Source organism: Rhodococcus sp. BP-160 (genome assembly GCF_019836205.1).
In the GTDB taxonomy this organism is placed as follows: Bacteria; Actinomycetota; Actinomycetes; order Mycobacteriales; family Mycobacteriaceae; genus Rhodococcoides.
Genome location: NZ_JABUEK010000001.1, coordinates 336376 through 353335 on the forward strand (window position 1 = coordinate 336376; position 16960 = coordinate 353335).

The following is a 16960-nucleotide window of genomic DNA, read 5'->3' on the forward strand; positions in this document are numbered from 1 at the left end:
AACGGCCGGCCTCCGGCCTTCCCGCCCGTCACCGACCGGCCTCCGGCCTTCCCGCTCATGACGAGACCGACTCCGATGCGGCCAGCATGCGCTCCGCGCGCTCGACGACGTTGCTCAGCAGGAAGGCGCGCGTGAGGGGTCCGACGCCGCCGGGATTCGGGGACAGGAAGCCGGCGACCTCGTCGACACCGTCGGCCACGTCGCCCTTCAGCCCGTCGTCGGTGCGTGAGACGCCGACGTCGATGACCGCGGCACCGGGCTTGACCATGTCCGGGGTGATCAGTCCGACGACGCCGGCACCGGCGACGACGATGTCCGCGCGCCGCACCTCGGTGGCCAGGTCACGGGTACCGGTGTGGCACAGCGTCACGGTGGCGTTCTCGGAGCGGCGCGTGAGGATGAGCCCGAGAGGCCGGCCGACGGTCACGCCGCGTCCGACGACAACCACATGGGCACCGGCGATGGGGACGTCGTAGCGACGCAGCAGGTGCACGATGCCGCGGGGAGTGCACGGGAGGGTGGAGTCCTCGCCCAGGACCAGTCGGCCGAGGTTGACGGGATGCAGGCCGTCGGCGTCCTTCTCGGGGTTCACGCGTTCGAGAGCGCGGTTCTCGTCCAGGTGCTTCGGCAGCGGGAGCTGCACGATGTAGCCGGTGCAGGCCGGGTCGGCGTTCAGCCCGTCGATGACGGCGTCGAGCTCGTCGCTGGACACGTCCGCCGGGAGGTCGCGCCGGATGGAGGCGATGCCCACCTTCGCGCAGTCGTTGTGCTTGCCGCGCACGTAGGCAGCGGAGCCCGGATCGTCACCGACCAGCACCGTCCCCAAGCCGGGGGTGATCCCACGCTCGCGCAGTGCGGTGACCCGCGCGGTGAGGTCGACGAAGATCTCGTCGCGGGTGAGTTTGCCGTCCAGTCGCGTTGCGGTCACACCGCACAGTTTCCCACGCTCGGGCAGGCGGGTGGGACGTGGCAGTCTGATCAGGTGTTCCGTCTGATGTTCCACGAACCGCGTATCCCGCAGAACACGGGAAACGCCATCCGCCTCGTCGCCGGTACGGGGTGTGAGCTGCACCTGATCGAACCGCTCGGCTTCGACCTGTCCGAGCCCAAGCTGCGGCGCGCCGGTCTCGACTACCACGACCTGGCGTCGGTCACGGTGCACCCGAACCTCGAGGCGGCGTGGGACACCCTCGCGCCCGAGCGGGTCTTCGCCTTCACCGCCCATGCCACCACGTCCTACGCGTCGGTGTCCTACCGGCCCGGCGACGTGCTGCTGTTCGGGCCCGAGCCCACCGGCCTCGCACCGGAGGTACTGGCCGACGAGCACGTGACCGACCGCCTACGCATCCCGATGCTCGCCGGGCGCCGGTCGATGAACATCACCAACGCCGCATCTGTCGTCGTCTACGAGGCCTGGCGTCAGTGCGACTTCGAGGGCAGCGTCTGACCCTCCTGGACAGACCACAGGATCAGCGGAAGTCTCGGGAGCGCAGCAGCACTCGCAGGTCCAGCGTCTCGAGCTTGTCGGCCACCAGCGTCACCACCCCCTCGGCGTTCTGCACGATGCCGCGGATGAACAGGGCCTGCGACAACTGCGCCGCGGAGCGGTACTTCTGCCACAGTCCCACCGAGCACACCACGTTGATCATCCCGGTCTCGTCCTCGAGGTTGATAAACGTGACTCCCGCGGCGGTGGCCGGACGTTGGCGGTGGGTGACCGCCCCGGCCACGAGCACCCGATCTCCATCGGCCACCGACAGCAGGCGGTCGGCAGGGACCACGTCCATCTCGTCGAGCCGCTCGCGCAGGAACTGGGTGGGGTAGCTGTCGGGTGAGACACCGGTGGCCCAGATGTCCGCGGCGGCCAACTCCCACGCACTCATTCCCGGCAGCGACGGAGCCCGGGTGGACGCACCCAGTGCCGGGAGTCGATCGGGGCGTTCGGCTGCGGCGGCCCCGGCTGCCCACAGCGCCTCTCGACGTGTCACACCGAAACACGCCAGGGCGCCGGCGGTGGCCAGCGACTCTGCTTGCGTGACGGAGAGTTCGACACGTCCGGTGAGATCGAGCAGAGACGTGAACTGCCCGCCGGACTCCCGCGCCGCCACGATCTTCTCGGCCAACGCCGTCCCGATGGACCGCACGTCCGACAATCCCAGGCGCACCTCGGTGCCGTCGTTCTCGACCGTGGCATGGGCGAGACTGGCACGGACGTCGGGCCCGTGCACCAGGACACCGTGCCGTCGAGCGTCGGCCACCAACGATTGCGGCGAGTAGAAACCCATCGGCTGCGCGCGGAGCAGCCCGGCACAGAACGCCGCCGGGTGATGCAGCTTGAACCACGACGAGTAGAAGACCAGTGACGCGAAGCTCTGCGAATGACTCTCGGGGAAGCCGAAATTGGCGAAGGCGTAGAGCTTGTCGAAGATGCGGTCGGCTTTGGCGCCGGTGATGCCGTGCAGGTCGCGCATGCCGTCGTAGAAACGCTGACGCATGCGGTCCATCTTCTCCGGACTGCGCTTGGACCCCATGGCCCGACGCAGTTGGTCCGCCTCGGTGGCCGAGAACCCCGCGACGTCGACGGCCATCTGCATCAACTGCTCCTGGAACAGCGGGACACCCAGTGTGCGTTCGAGAGCCCGTTCGAGCGACGGATGGTCGAACGTCACGGGCTCGAGTCCGTTGCGGCGCCGGACGTAGGGATGCACCGAATGTCCCTGGATGGGACCGGGTCTGATGAGGGCGACCTCGACGACCAGGTCGTAGAACTCCCGCGGCTTGAGGCGAGGAAGTGTCGCCATCTGGGCCCGCGACTCCACCTGGAAGACACCGACGGAATCGGCGCGCTGCAGCATCTCGTAGACCGCGGCCTCGCCGAGATCGAGTTCGGCGAGGTCGACGTGCAGTCCCTTGTGCTCCTTCACCAGATCGATCATGTAATGCAGCGCCGAGAGCATGCCGAGACCGAGCATGTCGAACTTCACCAGACCCACTGCGGCACAGTCGTCCTTGTCCCACTGCAGGACGGTCCGGTTCTCCATGCGCGCCCACTCGACGGGGCACACGTCGGCGATGGGTCGGTCGCAGATCACCATGCCACCGGAGTGGATGCCCAGATGTCGCGGGAAGTTCTCGATCTGCGCGGCCAGCTCCAGCACCGGCAGCGGGATCGTGGTCTCGCGGGCCTCGGCGGACAGGTCGCGGCCCGGCACGCCGGACCAGCGGGTGATCTGCTTGCTCCACGCGTCCTGCTGCCCCTGCGATGCACCCAGCGCTCGGGCCATGTCCCGCACGGAGGACTTGCCGCGATAGGTGATCACGTTGGCCACCTGCGCCGCGTACCCGCGCCCGTACTTGGCGTAGACGTGCTGGATGGCTTCTTCACGACGGTCGGACTCGATGTCCACGTCGATGTCGGGTGGGCCGTCGCGCTCGACGGAGAGAAAACGTTCGAACAGCAGCCCGTTGCGCACGGGGTCGACGTTGGTGATGCCGATGGCGTAACAGACCGCCGAGTTGGCCGCGGATCCTCGCCCCTGACACAGAATGTCGGCGCGTTTGCAGAAGTCGACGATGTCGTGGACCACCAGGAAGTACCCGGGGAAATCCAACTCGGTGATGACGGTGAGTTCGCGGTCGATCTGGGCGTAGGCCGCAGGTTCGTCCTCGCGTCGACCGTAGCGCCGCTCGGCACCGCGCATCGTCAACTCGTGGAGCCACGTGATCTCGGTATGGCCTTCCGGGACATCGAAGGGCGGAAGCTGCGGCGCGATGAGGTGCAGGTCGAACGCGCAGTCCTCCCCCAGTGCCGCGGCATGGGACACGGCAGTGGGATACGCCGAGAACAGCTGTGCCATTTCTGCGCCGGAGCGCAGGTGCGTCCCACCCAGCGGCGGAAGCCAGCCCGACGCGTCGTCGAGACTGCGCCGCGCACGGACCGCGGCCATGGCCATCGCGAGCCGGCGCCGACTCGGCCGCGCGAAGTGTGCCGACGTCGTCGCGATGACCGGGAGCGAGAGGCGCGCGGCGATGTCCGCCAGGGTGTCGTTGCGATCGTCGTCCTCGGCGACGCCCTGCCGCGTCAGTTCCACCGTCACACGGTCTGCGCCGAACCGGTCCACCAGGTCGCGCAGCGCCTGCTCGGCAGCCGCGGGACCACCCTCGCTCAGCGCGCGACGCACGCTGCCCTTGCGGCACCCCGTCAGGATCTGCCAGTGCCCCCCGGCCGCCTCGGCCAGCGAATCGATGTCGTATCTGGGACGACCCTTCTCCCCACCGGCCAGATGCGCGGCGGCGATCTGGCGGGACAGGCGCCGGTACCCCTCCTGTCCGCGCGCCAGCACCAACAGATGCGTTCCGTCCGGATCGGCTGCGCCGGTGCGTGATTCGGTCGGCATACCTGGATCACCGAGCGACAACTCGGACCCGAAGACGGTCTTCATCTCCAACTCACGTGCCGCCTCCGCGAACCGCACGACGCCGTACATGCCGTCGTGATCGGTCAGCGCGATGGCGTCCAGACCCAGCCGTACGGCCTCCTCGACCATCTCCTCGGGCTGGGAGGCGCCGTCGAGAAAGCTGAAGGACGAGTGGGCGTGCAGTTCCGCGTAGGGAACGGTGTCGCGCGGCCGCACCACCGCACCCTCGTAGGGATCACGCTTGCGCGACCAGGCCGGACTGTCACCGCCGTCACCCATCGCCAGCGGATCGATGACACGAGGCTTGCCCGAGAGCAACCGCTCCATCTCGGTCCACGTGGGCGGTCCGTCGTTCCATCCCATGACGCACCCTCGTCCGCTTGCTGGAGAACTTGTGTTCGAACGTATGTTCCCATTGGACCACCACCTCCACTCCGGCGGCAAGTCGACGGAAACCGTGGTCTCGCCCGGAACCACACCCCCACGGGGGCACCCGGTACGAAAGGTGCCGAACGGTCCGCTTCCGTTGCACACTTCCCCTGGAAGCGACCATCGACGACGAAGAGGACATGCCGTGCGGAAACTCACCCGAACCCTTCTCGGCACTGCAGCAGCGATTCCCCTGGCCCTCGCCACTCCCGGTCTCGCTGCCGCGGCGGAACCCACCGACGTCACCTACGCGTTCGCTGTCGACGGCACCCGCACCTGACGGCGTCCTGCCGCCGCTGGAACCGTTCTCGGGACCGATCGGCGAGGGGGGTACCCGCCACCGGCAGAGCGATTACAACGATCACGTTTCTAGCAGCAACTATGTCATAATATAAATTATCGGCAGATCAGTTCTCGTGAGCATCCGAGATGCATCGTGTGGGTAGCTATCGACGGTGGCAGGAAGCCGGAGCCTGCTCCTTGACGTCTTGTTCAAGCGCTGGCGCGTACACCCAGTGGCTCAACGTCGCCACCACCACCCTCCGGCCGGATCTAGCGCCTTTGCGCGCCGCGCATGGCGGGGCCCACTCCTAGCTCTTGCGGTAGCCCTCGTGGCCGCGGGTGCGTCTTCGATGACTGCTCTGCGGTCTTGAGTTCGCCGTCCACGCACTTGGTACGACCTTCGCACCCATCAGGGGCACGGGTCCATCTACCGCATCCTGACGGTCCTGCACGTATCGGACCATCCTGAATGTAAGGAACAAGTGCCAGCAATCGCGAACACACCCGGCAGGCGCGGGTGGCCTAGTGAAGAAGGGCGCGGACCGCCATGACGAACTATCTGCCCAGCGCAGCTGAGGCTTACCGAATCGTCGGGGCATGGCAAACTCAGCGGCAGCTAGCCGCTTTTATTTCGCGCTATCCGACTGTTTGACAGTCGAATTGAACGCACACGCTGGGTTCGAACGCCCCGTTTGGTCGGATTGCCCGGTCCGATCCCCCGGCGCAGAACGCTAGATCCAATCGTGTCGCGAGCTTGGGTCTCCTGTCCTGGCAAAAGGGCGCAACTGAGTAACACCCGCCTGTAAGTTGACGATGAACCGATGGGACCGGAAAATCCGGATTTCCATGGGAGGGGTTTGCGTAATGCAAAACTGGAAAAAGTTGATCGCGTCAGTCGGCTTGACGGTCCTAGCTGCATCTGTGGCAGCAGCACCAAGTGCGGGTGCGCAGTCAGCCGCTACCGAGTGCTCGGAGGCGCAATCACTCGCGGGTGAGTGCTTCGTGGGGTATGTCAGTCCAGGGGAAAGTCCGGAAGCTGCTGTGGTGAAAAGCGCGATCATGGGGGATACGCCGACGCCGCACTGAAATATGTTCAACGCTACGCGAGCAGTCGCACGCCAGCACTTCAGGCGGAGCTGCAAAGTTTGTTGACGGCTGATCTGACTGTTCACTTTAACGGCGGCTCGGATGGGACGCCAATTAACTCCCGTGAATGGAACCTGAATACAACGGAAGATCTCCAGGTCTGTTTCGATACCTGTACAATTATTGATACGGTGTCAATTCAGTACCGGGTTAGCGGATACCGAACTGGTGAGCTTTTGCTTGCCGGCCAAATTGCGTCGCAAGGCGGTAAAAAAGTCACGGTAACAAACCACAGTTGTGAAGTATATCAAGACATTCCGTACTTCGTGGATCCGCAAGTAGGGTTTTTCTCCTCTTGTCAGACCTTTACGGATGCAGCTAGCTACCAGATACTTGAATCATCGAGTTCGTCTTATCTGGCACGAACAAACGATTACATAAGAATTAATGTCGTGCTGATGCCAGGGACAGGAAACTCCAATGCTGTATTGAAGATTCCCAAGAATCTGAACTACGAGTCGCAGAACTTTGCATCGGATTCCGGGCGTACTATCAACTGGATGGCGTCTTAATCTTCGCCAAGAGGAAGGGACACCCTTTGCCCGAAAACGAAAGTCGGGAGTCGGAACGACTGAGGATCCTTCGTGCCCTGGATACGTGTCTGAACAGCACTGCTCAGGTCATGACGCTGGTGGCCGACTCGGTTGACGATCACGATGCGGTACGCGCACTTCAGGCGCACTTCGATTTTGACGAACTTCAGGCGCGAGCTGTACTTGCAATGCAGGTCAGGAGATTCTCGGCAGCAGAGAAGAGCAGCCTGAGGGCAGAGATTGCCGAGCTTGAAACCGAGAACGGGGGGTAGGATCCGTTTTGCGAGCGAGACGAGCCGGCTTCCTCTCGCTCCTGCTGCTGGCTGGATGCGGTGATACGTCGTTGCCGGTGACCTACCACGACAAAGGCGCTTCGTACGAGCAGTCTATTGCGCCGTCCACACAGATTCGTATAGATGGTGGTAAGACGTGCAGCCTCGCGTTGCTCGGCAAAACCAGCGACGGACGTCTCGCGGGATTGACAGCGGGCCATTGTGGAAAAGTCGGATCAGCCGTATTCACGTCAGCGATCCCGGGTCGTGCGTTGGGAACACTGTCGGCGAGCGATTTATTGATCGACGTTGGATTGATAACGTTTGACGGCAGTGTCCTCTCTGCTCCCGACGCCGCCTCTGTGTCCGCATTAGCAGCAACGGCACCTGCGGTCGGTGACACAGTGTGCCAAGTCTCACCGGAAACCGGTACGAATTGTTCTTTTGTTGGTGGAATCGACGAGATAGAAAGGCGTGTGCTTGCAAATTATTGCTCGCTGCCAGGAGACTCCGGCGCCCCGGTGTACTTCAACGATAAACTAGTCGGAATGAATCTGGGAAACGTTGGTAACCGGGGCGACCTAGGCCGCAATTTTGATATCCCGTGTGAAGATGCGGTGAGCGCGGTGCCGCATAACTTCGCGTTCTATAGGCCTATTCAAGACGTGCTGAACGTAGCTGGAAGCCTTACATTCTCGGACGTTGGTTTCTCCCCACTGCAATAGTGATTCCGCCAGCGGCGCTGTGAGAAAAGTTCGGTTGATGCATCGGGACCGGACCAGCGACCAACTTGGCGACCGGTGCGGGCACAATTTGGCTGGCGTTCTCAAGAGCGAACCGTTCGGCTCGGTGGTAGCCACGCGCAGTGTGCTCTGGCTTGCCGTGACTAGCTGCACCACCGTAACCCGCAAGGTTCGACCACGCGGACGCGATTTACATCGTGCAGCAAGCACAACGTGGCCACGGTAATGAGTCACCGTGGCCACGCTGTGTGTTCTGGCGTCCGTACCTTAGGTGGTCTCCTTCCACCCTCGGTTACAAATGAGTGCGGGGCTCACGGACGACGTGCGCCAGTAAGCCGTGAGGAGTCATCGACTGTGCTCAGGCCTCGACGATGAAGAGCTCCATCATCAGTTCGAGGTGGTCGGTGTCGTCGTTCCCGCCGGGGTGGGTGCCGGGGCGTCAACGACACTTGGTGCCTCGGACGCTGTGGTGGGTGCCTGCGAGGTGGCCGGGGCCGGTGTCGGCACTTCGGCGCAGGAGGTCGGCGCCGCCGGTGTGGTGGTCGACGGGGCCGCCGTCGTGGTCGTGGTGGTCGGAGCCGTGGTGGTGGCGCACGGGTCGACTGGTGCGGGGGCCTGCTGCTGCAGCTGCAGCCGGGCGAAGCCCTGTGCTACACCGGCCGCGCTCAGCCGGCCCTCTTCGAAACTCAGGTATGGCTTCACCAGGCCGAAGACATCGTGTTCGCATCAGCCGCGAGCTCCGGCAGCTGAACGTGAACCCACCCCGGCAAGGCCGTTGCACCTCGGCCCGTGTACGCCCGGTGACGTCAAAGAGCAAGGCTCCTGGCTTTACCTGACAGAACCTAAATTATCGGCAATGACTATCATTATTGAATATCGAACTCGGAAGGTGCCCAGTACCGACCGTGTGACGGCGGTTCACGGTGTGCGAAGGTCGCTACTGACTGCGTCAGGGCAGAGGCGATGGACCTCGTCCTGGGGCGTTCCGGGGCGGCGGGCCGGAACTGAACTCGGGGCAGCCCCATTCACCCTCTTATGTTACCGGCTGAGCCATATCGTCACCAGTGACCTTTCGCGGGGACCGCGCGGTTGTGGCGCTCAGTCGGAGCAGGACTCGTGATCTCCCCGTAGCGACACCGTGAGCCGAGTCGTAGTCGTCTGGCAGACTCGACGCACGCTATTGAGACGTTCAACTGGAGCGACCTGGCGTCGATAGGAGTCGGGTCTACAGATGGCGCGTCCTCAGCGTTGGGAACTCCTGCTACGCGCGTCGCAGCAAGAGGCCATGCTTGCTGTCAGCTTGTTCAACGATCCAGGTCGAGAGCGAGCACTCGAAGGCTTCATCATTCACATGCACATCGCCTGGCTCTACGCGTTCCAGTCGAAGTGGATGCAGGAGGGCAACAACTACCACGTGCTGCGTTCCGAGCAGCCTCGCCGGTACAAGTACATCAACGGTGAACGCATGTCGCAGCCGCTGGAGTGGTTCGTGAAGGAGGAGTGGCCCAGCGAGAAAGCCACTGTGCGCGCCAACCTTGAGTTCTTCATCAAGCTGCGGAACAAGATCGAGCATCGCCACACCGGTACGGATGTAGCACTCCTGACGATCGTGAACGGGGAGTGTCACTCGATGCTGCTCAACTACGAGGAGTTCGTGACTGGGTTTGCGGGTACCGGCTACTCACTGGCTCACCGGCTGCACTTCCCGGTGTTCATCGGCGGGTTCACTGACCAAGGAAAGGAGGATCTGCTTAAGCTCACCAAGACCCTGCCGAAGGACCTGCGTACCTTCCTCGCGGAGTACGACGCCGGACTCGATGACGCGGTCTCCCGCGACCCCCGCTACTGCATGCGACTCACCATCGTCTTGGAGAGCGGCAACCGTAAGGGCGATCTTTCGCTTCAGTTCGTGAACGACAAGGATCTGTCTGACGAGGAGCGCGCGGTGATGGAAGAAGTTGCTGCGAACAAGGGATACGTCATCACCAAGCAGAAGAAGGTCCCGGTAGCTAATATCGGGAAGCATCGACCAGGGGCAGTTGCGAAGATGGTTTCCGCCGCGATCCCCTATCACTTCGGTGCGTCATCTCAGATGGCCGCCGCGTGGAGGAAGCACGGATGGCGACCAGCCGCCGGCGCAGCAGAACCCGAAGCGACGAAGTCTGAATTTTGCGTCTACGACGACGCTCATAACGATTACCTGTACACCGATTCCTGTGTGAAGTGGCTCATCAAGAAGTGCAAGACTGCGGAGGGGTTCCGAGAAGCCACAGGACATGAACCTCGTATGAAAGCGGAGTGATCAGTGGTGCATGAGAAACGCTGCTAGACAACCATTCGAACGTTACCTGCCATAATAACTATTATCGGCAATGAATACAGATAGCGTTCATCGCACCACGAGCTGCTGGGTGGCGCGTTTCATGGCAACTTAGCGGTCGACGGTGCGATCCACACCCGATCGGTCGACGAGGATGACAAGATTGAAATCGAGTCACTCAGCCGACCGTGCGCTCAGCGATGGGATTCTTTCGGTGTGCTGAAGAGATGGCATTTGAATGACGCGTGCCTGGTGGTAGTCCGACTACCACGGCATCAAGGAACACGTGGAAAACCTCGTGCCGTGGACGACGTACACCGTCCAGCAGGAGTGCTCCGTCATCACCATCGACGAGGAGGCGTTGGCGGAGCCGGTGGTTTCCGAAAACGGCGATCTCAGGGACGCGTTCGGCAGCTAGGAGCCGGGGCAGGGCCGCTCGCTTTCGGCAGATCTAGTGGTGAGCTGGATCAAGTGGGACGATGCAGTGATCTCTTACACCGGAGGTCCGAGGCTGCCGGAATCGCGCTCTATTCTAGGGATGCAACATCCACCAAGGTCTGTCCGCTGACGGGCGAGGCGTCGGTCAACGCATCGAGCCAAGGCAAGGCAATCGGTGTACCGATTGTGGCGCCAGTCCGGAGGTCGTGCTGCGAATATCTGGCATTTCGTCCGGGCACTACCACGTCTACTTTGCCATTGTCTACCGAAGCGACAGCATTGCCTTCAACTCCCGGCAGCGACCACTCGCGCCTGACTATTCCCGCAGCGTCGGACAGGTCAACGCTTAACACCTCTTTGGCGGCGTTGATCCAGTACGCTCTGCCGTCGAGAACGCTCATTGTCCCAGATACGACGCTCCAATCGAGGCCGGCCATGCCCAATGGTGTATCTGTTCTGGAGCCTGTACTGGTGTCGACTCGTGCGAGCGTCAGACCGGGCATACCGTTTTGTGAGTTCAAGGTTGCATTGTCTGCGTAAAGCGCATAAATCGCTTCTCCGTTCGGCCCGCACGCTGCCGTTCGGGAGATGGGCTTGAAATCTGCGGGATAGTCCCAAGCTGCGGTCAGCCGTATGCCATTGCTGTCGGCTCGATACAAGCCGCTTCGTGTTGATTCCTCGCCAACTCCGGTAGCTATATCCTGAATGATTGAATACGCGAGATCCCCACACTGCGCAACGGTGCGAGTTAAGCCATTCACGGTGCCACCGAATAGCTCACCCTGTGAGCTTATAGAGGCGTAGGAGTTTGTGTAGATGCCGGACACCATGCCACTGTTGTACCAATATGTCGCTGTGCCGGCGCGCTTGTCTGAGGTAGATGCTTGGACGATATTCTCAAACCCAATTGCGAATTCGGATTGTCCGCTTGGTGTTGTTAGCGTCAGCTGTTTCGACGACGTGGATGCCAGTTTGTCGCCTAGCGAGGAGACGCTGTTCGCGTAGATGGCGGGCCCGGTTATTGCTCCAACGAGCGATCCCGATGCATCAAAGGTGTAAACACTCGACACGTCGTCGGACTTTATGCCCTCCATAGTCGACGGACCCAGGGCCACGGCAGCGAGAGTGTCTTGGAGTGACGTGAGTTCTTTGGGTTCAATTGCTGCATTGTCTTGCCCGCAGGACGTCACTGCTAGCGCGGCCACCGCAGTGAGGAGAACAAGATGGGGTCCGCGTCTGCTAATCAACTCGTAACTCCTAGAGTGCGTGCCACGACGCGGGCGCCTTTCCCGGCGTTATGAGCAGGCGCCCGCGGGTGACTTGTGCCCGCAGTTACGGGTACAGGGTTGTCCAGTCGGACTTTACTATCTCGTTAGGGAAGATGCCTGAAGGGGTGGCATCTTCGCCGCCGCCTGGCTCTTGGTCTAGATCTACACCACCACCGGACGCTGACTGGAACGCCGCCCAGACCAGGGATGAGCAATTGTAAGCATCGCCGTTGATGAACCGCTTGTTGAAAGCGAAGTTACTGTTGTAGTCCTTCCCGACCTGATTAAGCGCAAAAAACACAGCATTCGCGCGGACACCGCTTGACGTGTTCACGAACATCATCTTGGGGCCGTAGACCGTACGGCGTGTCCCATCAGGATTTCCGGTCGTGTTGTCCGTCAGCTGGACGCCCTTTGTCGGATTGAGCGCCTCAACGGTTTCAGTTGTCGAAATGAAGATGCCGTTGTGCCCGTGGTTGACGTTGGCGGTATCAGCATCTGCGTAAAAGATGTCGCCTGCGCCACGGGCGAAAGGCAGGGTTGTCGGGGAGCCAGTGACCGGATCGGAAGCAAGGGTCTCGATCCGGCCACCTTCGACGGCCTCGAGAATCACGTCAGCGACGTCGAGAGCTCGCTGTTGCGCGTTGAAAATCGCCTCATCGATCATCTCCTGGGCAGTGGTTCCAGGATTCTGGGTTGCGAGCTCGACAGCGTTAGCTCCAGGGGTCTCCAACTTTCCACCCTGAAAGCTCTGCTCAATAGTGACGCCGTTGTCTACCTGTTCTGCGGTCGGGTAGCGCAGTGGTCCAGTCTCGTAACCGACACCAGCCCACTGGTCCAAGATCCTGCCCGTGACCGGCCACGCGCCAGTCGCGGGTGACCAGTAGATGACGCCGTTTTGGAAGCGTGCCATCTGGCCTTGGCCGTCGGGCAGTGTTCGGATGTGGTCTCCGGTGAGGTAGCCGAGGAAGCTGCTGCCGGGGGTGAGTCCGCCGACGCTGTTGTATTTGTCGCGGAGTGGTCCGTTCTGGATGGCGGAGCCGATGGCGTTCTGGAAGGCGACGTAGATGGCGCCGTCCTGGAATTCCTGTCGGCGGCCGCCGTCGGGGAGAACGATCTCATCAGAGGTGGGGTACTTGAGGTAGCTGCCTTCGTAGCCGAGGATGCCCCAGCGGTTGAGGAAGCTGTTGACGACGGGGTGTGCTCCGCCGGCGGCGGACCAGTAGATCGGTCCGTTCATGAACGTGACGCGCTCGCCGGTGTTGCCGGGGTTGACGATGTTTCCGCTGGTGGGGAGCAGCAGGAAGCTGAACGATCCGCCGAGGGAGTTGTACTTGTCGCGGATGGCGCCGCACACGTCGAAGTTCGACGGCCAGTACCTCTGGCAGGTCACCGCGGCACGGGAGGTGCGCTGCTTGGCGAGCAGTCGAGCTTCCCCGATCTCAGCCTGGTCGGCTTCTTCCTTGGTGAACGGCTCGGGCCACTCCTCGCGGTCCGAGCGCATCTTGCCCGGAATGAGGGTGCTGTTCGGGTTCTCCGTCGGCAGCCCGGTGTACGGGATCCGCTCACCGGTCGGGGTAGGCGCGGTGGCCTCCGCGCTCGGAGTCAGGCTCGAGGTGGTCGGTGCGGTCGTGCTCGCCGGGGCGGGTGTCGGTGCGTCCGCGACACTCGGTGCCTCGGACGCTGTCGTGGGTGCCTGCGAGGTGGCCGGGGCCGGTGCCGGCACTTCGGCGCAGGAAGTCGGCGTCGCCGGTGTGATGGTGGACGGTGCCGTGGTCGTGGTCGTGGTGGTCGGTGCCGTGGGTGATAGCGCACGGGTCGACCGGTGCTGGTGCCTGCTGCTGCAACGCTGTCGGCGCGGAGCTGGTCGGCGTGGCCGGGATGGCGGACGGTTGCGCGGTGGCCACCGCTCCCCCGCCGGTGGCGACGAGGACTGCGATCATGCCGGCGGTCAGAACCGCCCGCGGCGTCGAGGAGAACATCGGTTTCCGCCGTGGCGGCCGAACAAGGGTCGTCATGGATGCTGCTCTCTCGGAGAGGAATACGACCGGTCCGAATGGTGGTCGCCTGAGCATCCTGAAGGCAAACCACGGGATTCACAACTTCACCAGCAGACGCAAACCGCGCAAACAGACCAGGAGGTTACTTACCGTGGCGAAGAACGGGTGTCGCAATTATGGAGGGGCGTAATAACCGAACGATCGACTATGACGCGCCGAGAGCGGTTGTTCTGCAACCCGTTTCGGGGCGCGTCAAGGCGTTCGGTGGTCGAGTCGTTGTGGCGACAGAGGGTCGCCGGCGCTGATAGCGTCCGACAAGTCCGACATCAGACCCCACGGTCTCCCTTTTCGTGATGGCCGGAGTCGACGAACCTGTGAGCTCATCGCACACCCCTGCAAAGGAGCCCTCCTCGTGACCACCACCCACACCGCCACCCGCCGCAACGCCGGCCTTCGTGTCCGTCTCGCCGCCGCTGGCGTTCTCGGCACCGCTCTCACTCTTACCGGCGCCGGCCAGGTCATGGCCCAGCCCGCACCCACCGCGCCGCAGGCCCCTGCGGCAGCGACGTGCGAGTCCTTCTGGCCCAGCCGACACCAGGTCTGCGGTGAGATCCTCGACCTCTACAACTCCCTCGGCGGACCCACCAGCACTCTGTCGTACCCGCAGGGCCCGGAAGCTCCCGCCGGCGACGGCGTCGGCACCCGCCAGGCATTCTTCGGTGGCACCGTCTACTACTCCCCCACCACCGGCGCCTACATCGAATAGCCAGACCAACCGAACGCAACCGGACAGCAAGGAGCACACCGTGCGAATACCTAGACGCGTAGCGATGATTGCAGCCATCGCGGTACCCCTGGCGCTGGCGGCACCCGGCAGCGTCTCCGCAGCCGAGCCCTCCGACATCACATACTCCTACGACGTCGTCGGCGATACCGTCACCAACACCATCACCAACACGGCCGACGGCACCGTCCTGTGCACCACAGGCCTGGCAGCGGCACCCGAAGGTGTCCTACCGCCGGTCGAGACAGTGCTCTCGCAAACGCACGAGTACTACGACACTGGTTCGATCGAACCCGGCACCACCGCGACTCAGACGGTGACCAACATCCCACCCGGCTCGTACGTCGTGCTGGCCACCTGCACGCTCGGCGAGTTCGACTCCACCGAAGCCTGGTGGTTGTCGGACTATCCCGGCATCAAGGAACACGTGGAAAACCTCGTGCCGTGGACGACGTACACCGTTCAACAGGCATCCGTCGTCATCACCATCGATAAGGCGGCGCCGGAGCCGGTACTTCCCGCGATCGGCGACCTCGCGGACGCGTTCGGCAGCTAGATCGAGGCCGGGCCGTTCGCCTCACTCCGGACGGCCCGGTGTCAACGCCACCGGGTTCGCCACGATCCCGGTGGGTCGGCATGGCGCCGATAGATTTCCGTGTGCGGGAATGCCTTCGCCCGGATGTAGGCGTCCTGCCACAGTTGTTGCGAATCGGTCGAATCCGCGACAGCGCGTTGCGAATCGGTCACCGGGAAGTGGAACCGCACTGCGTCCATCAGCGTCTGCTCCACAGTCAGGATGCGCCGCAAACGGAGCCCCAGACCGTCCAACCAGTCGACGACCGAGAAAACGGGCTGCTCGTATCCAGGGGGGCGCGATCCGTCTCGCTGATGCTCTCCGCCCTCTTCGAAGAACGCCCTCATCTCTGACAGTTCGGTGGCGATGTCGTCGATGTGATCGAGAAGCCGGCCGGAATCGATCACCAGCCGCGCGTAGAACGACGATGCTTCCGCTGCCGTGAGTGCATCTTGTACGTCACCGGACAACCGGTCCAGCTCGCGGGAAGGGACGCCGTTTACGAACGAGTTCGGTTCGCGCGCAACGGCGTCGAACGCCGCCAAAGGTCTGCGCACCGCCACGATCGTGGACCACAGATCCGCAACCGCCCGGGCCGTCTGCTGATTCGCAGTGAACGCGCGGTCTCGTCTGTTCGTCGTGAGCGCGACCACGACGGCGCCGGCTGTCAGAATGGCGCCGACCCAGGCTGCGAGTGGGCCGAGGACTTCGAGCGTGAGTGCCCCGTATGCAGCGGTAGCCACGACAACCGAAAGCACGTAGCCGACTACCAGAACGGTGGCCGCGGCCAGCCGACTGGTCTTGATCCGAGCCCACCGCTCACCGAGGGTTCTGCCCGCCGCCCCTCGACGAGCTTTTGGGGAACGCTGCCGACGCCACTTTCGGCCCATATCGGTTCCTTCGATGGGTAGCTCAGCCCTTCGGGGGGTGCGGATCCTTCTTGCCGATCGTGTCGGTGTTCCTGATCTGGTTGTTGTCCTTGCGGTGGTCCCGTACTTCGCCGCCGCCGCTGCGCTCGGCGTACCCGGCGGCCGCGTCGTGCGCGTCGGCCTGCGTATCGAATCGGCCAGCTGCTCGGGACGCCCCCGCTCGCTTCGCGGTCCAATCACCGGAATCGTGGTCGTACTGCACGTCGTAATCAGCCACCTGCGCTCCTCTGCACGGGAAACCGTCGAACTGGATGTACCGACCGTACCGTTCGGCGTGGTCGCCGACGCTGACTTCCGTCCGTGTCACAGGTAGCCCCGACAAGGACTCGGCCTTTAGCTGACAGAACCCAAATATCGGCGATGGTTGACGTTATTGATGATGTGCCGGGTGTGGTGGTGGTGGTTCGCCATAGGCGCCCATGCGAAGTGCCGGCGTCGAGGCGACGATGGCCACTTGTTTCAAGGAGCCAGCACGTCGACGTCGGCGTTCACATCGACAACGAACCCGTCGGAAGTGTGGACGGTTACGTCGTGAGACGCCACGTTCAAGGACATCGATGATGGTGCCGTCCGGTTGAGATACACGATCGTCGCCGTGGGCGGCAAAATGCGTGCCGGCGGCCTCCCGGCGTCTGCTGCTGGTAGCATAGCTGCCGTATTCAACGGATCACGATCGCAACGGATCAGCGAACGTAAATAGCTTAAGCCTTTGAAAGGCGAATGGGTAAGCGAAAGACTCGTGTCGTAGCTCGAGCCGAGGAGGTTGAGTTTCGTGGATGACCCGTCAGTTAAATACGAAGTTTCGTACGACCCGGCGGCGTTTG

Annotated in this window: 16 protein-coding genes; 9 read left to right on the top strand and 7 right to left on the bottom strand. The window is 62.9% G+C overall.

Going from position 1 to position 16960, the window contains the following annotated elements:
- Positions 1-55 precede the first annotated feature (55 nt).
- Positions 56-928 carry a bifunctional methylenetetrahydrofolate dehydrogenase/methenyltetrahydrofolate cyclohydrolase gene (locus tag HQ306_RS01490; protein WP_027503763.1) on the bottom strand — a complete coding sequence of 291 codons (873 nt, stop codon included), beginning with the start codon at positions 926-928 and terminating at the stop codon, positions 56-58.
- A gap of 54 nt (positions 929-982) precedes the next feature.
- On the opposite strand from HQ306_RS01490, the gene HQ306_RS01495 reads away from it, so the two are divergent.
- Positions 983-1447 carry a tRNA (cytidine(34)-2'-O)-methyltransferase gene (locus HQ306_RS01495; RefSeq protein ID WP_222627246.1) on the top strand — a complete coding sequence of 155 codons (465 nt, stop codon included), beginning with the start codon at positions 983-985 and terminating at the stop codon, positions 1445-1447.
- A 22-nt stretch (positions 1448-1469) separates the two neighbouring features.
- Here the strand turns inward: HQ306_RS01495 and HQ306_RS01500 are convergent, their stop codons facing one another.
- Positions 1470-4781: an error-prone DNA polymerase gene (locus tag HQ306_RS01500; RefSeq protein WP_222627247.1), complete on the bottom strand. Its 3312-nt coding sequence runs from the start codon at positions 4779-4781 to the stop codon at positions 1470-1472.
- Between the two features lie 211 nt (positions 4782-4992).
- On the opposite strand from HQ306_RS01500, the gene HQ306_RS21975 reads away from it, so the two are divergent.
- From HQ306_RS21975 to HQ306_RS21980, 6 genes are all read left to right on the top strand, one after another.
- Entirely contained in the window at positions 4993-5127 is a 135-nt protein-coding gene (locus HQ306_RS21975) for a hypothetical protein (RefSeq protein WP_261769653.1), read from the top strand.
- A gap of 997 nt (positions 5128-6124) precedes the next feature.
- On the top strand, positions 6125-6787 hold the full coding sequence (locus tag HQ306_RS01505) for a hypothetical protein (protein WP_222627249.1): 663 nt from the start codon (positions 6125-6127) through the stop codon (positions 6785-6787).
- Between the two features lie 110 nt (positions 6788-6897).
- Positions 6898-7080: a hypothetical protein gene (locus HQ306_RS01510; RefSeq protein WP_222627251.1), complete on the top strand. Its 183-nt coding sequence runs from the start codon at positions 6898-6900 to the stop codon at positions 7078-7080.
- A 77-nt stretch (positions 7081-7157) separates the two neighbouring features.
- Positions 7158-7805 carry a S1 family peptidase gene (locus HQ306_RS01515; protein ID WP_222627253.1) on the top strand — a complete coding sequence of 216 codons (648 nt, stop codon included), beginning with the start codon at positions 7158-7160 and terminating at the stop codon, positions 7803-7805.
- Between the two features lie 1249 nt (positions 7806-9054).
- Positions 9055-10125, top strand: coding sequence for a DUF3644 domain-containing protein (locus HQ306_RS01520; RefSeq protein ID WP_222627255.1), 1071 nt, complete (start codon positions 9055-9057; stop codon positions 10123-10125).
- Between the two features lie 304 nt (positions 10126-10429).
- On the top strand, positions 10430-10561 hold the full coding sequence (locus HQ306_RS21980; RefSeq protein WP_261769654.1) for a hypothetical protein: 132 nt from the start codon (positions 10430-10432) through the stop codon (positions 10559-10561).
- Between the two features lie 109 nt (positions 10562-10670).
- Here HQ306_RS21980 and HQ306_RS01525 read toward each other — a convergent pair whose 3' ends face one another.
- The 3 genes from HQ306_RS01525 to HQ306_RS01535 all read right to left on the bottom strand — a co-directional run bounded on the left by HQ306_RS01525 (position 10671) and on the right by HQ306_RS01535 (position 13831).
- Positions 10671-11696 carry a hypothetical protein gene (locus tag HQ306_RS01525; RefSeq protein ID WP_222627257.1) on the bottom strand — a complete coding sequence of 342 codons (1026 nt, stop codon included), beginning with the start codon at positions 11694-11696 and terminating at the stop codon, positions 10671-10673.
- A gap of 217 nt (positions 11697-11913) precedes the next feature.
- A complete protein-coding gene (locus HQ306_RS01530) occupies positions 11914-13353 on the bottom strand; it encodes a hypothetical protein (protein WP_222627259.1) in 1440 nt (479 codons plus the stop codon).
- A 61-nt stretch (positions 13354-13414) separates the two neighbouring features.
- Entirely contained in the window at positions 13415-13831 is a 417-nt protein-coding gene (locus tag HQ306_RS01535; RefSeq protein WP_222627261.1) for a hypothetical protein, read from the bottom strand.
- 430 nt (positions 13832-14261) lie between these two features.
- On the opposite strand from HQ306_RS01535, the gene HQ306_RS01540 reads away from it, so the two are divergent.
- The gene (locus HQ306_RS01540; RefSeq protein WP_308115395.1) at positions 14262-14615 is read left to right on the top strand and encodes a hypothetical protein; all 354 of its coding nucleotides are present in this window, start codon (positions 14262-14264) and stop codon (positions 14613-14615) included.
- A gap of 64 nt (positions 14616-14679) precedes the next feature.
- Positions 14680-15189 (top strand): hypothetical protein, encoded by a 510-nt coding sequence (locus HQ306_RS01545; protein ID WP_222627263.1) that lies wholly within the window; start codon positions 14680-14682, stop codon positions 15187-15189.
- A 41-nt stretch (positions 15190-15230) separates the two neighbouring features.
- On the opposite strand, the gene HQ306_RS01550 is transcribed toward HQ306_RS01545, so the two are convergent.
- Both HQ306_RS01550 and HQ306_RS01555 read right to left on the bottom strand, forming a co-directional pair.
- Positions 15231-15860 (bottom strand): hypothetical protein, encoded by a 630-nt coding sequence (locus HQ306_RS01550; RefSeq protein WP_222627265.1) that lies wholly within the window; start codon positions 15858-15860, stop codon positions 15231-15233.
- 259 nt (positions 15861-16119) lie between these two features.
- On the bottom strand, positions 16120-16353 hold the full coding sequence (locus HQ306_RS01555) for a DUF2188 domain-containing protein (RefSeq protein WP_222627267.1): 234 nt from the start codon (positions 16351-16353) through the stop codon (positions 16120-16122).
- Positions 16354-16960 lie beyond the last annotated feature (607 nt).

Bases quoted from the DNA above. Each gene is read 5' to 3' on its own strand.
- HQ306_RS01535 (WP_222627261.1), bottom strand. From the start codon at position 13,831: ATGTTCTCCTCGACGCCGCGGGCGGTTCTGACCGCCGGCATGATCGCA.
- HQ306_RS01510 (WP_222627251.1), top strand. From the start codon at position 6,898: ATGACGCTGGTGGCCGACTCGGTTGACGATCACGATGCGGTACGCGCA.
- HQ306_RS01530 (WP_222627259.1), bottom strand. From the start codon at position 13,353: ATGCGCTCGGACCGCGAGGAGTGGCCCGAGCCGTTCACCAAGGAAGAA.
- HQ306_RS01520 (WP_222627255.1), top strand. From the start codon at position 9,055: ATGGCGCGTCCTCAGCGTTGGGAACTCCTGCTACGCGCGTCGCAGCAA.
- HQ306_RS01545 (WP_222627263.1), top strand. From the start codon at position 14,680: ATGATTGCAGCCATCGCGGTACCCCTGGCGCTGGCGGCACCCGGCAGC.
- HQ306_RS01500 (WP_222627247.1), bottom strand. From the start codon at position 4,781: ATGGGATGGAACGACGGACCGCCCACGTGGACCGAGATGGAGCGGTTG.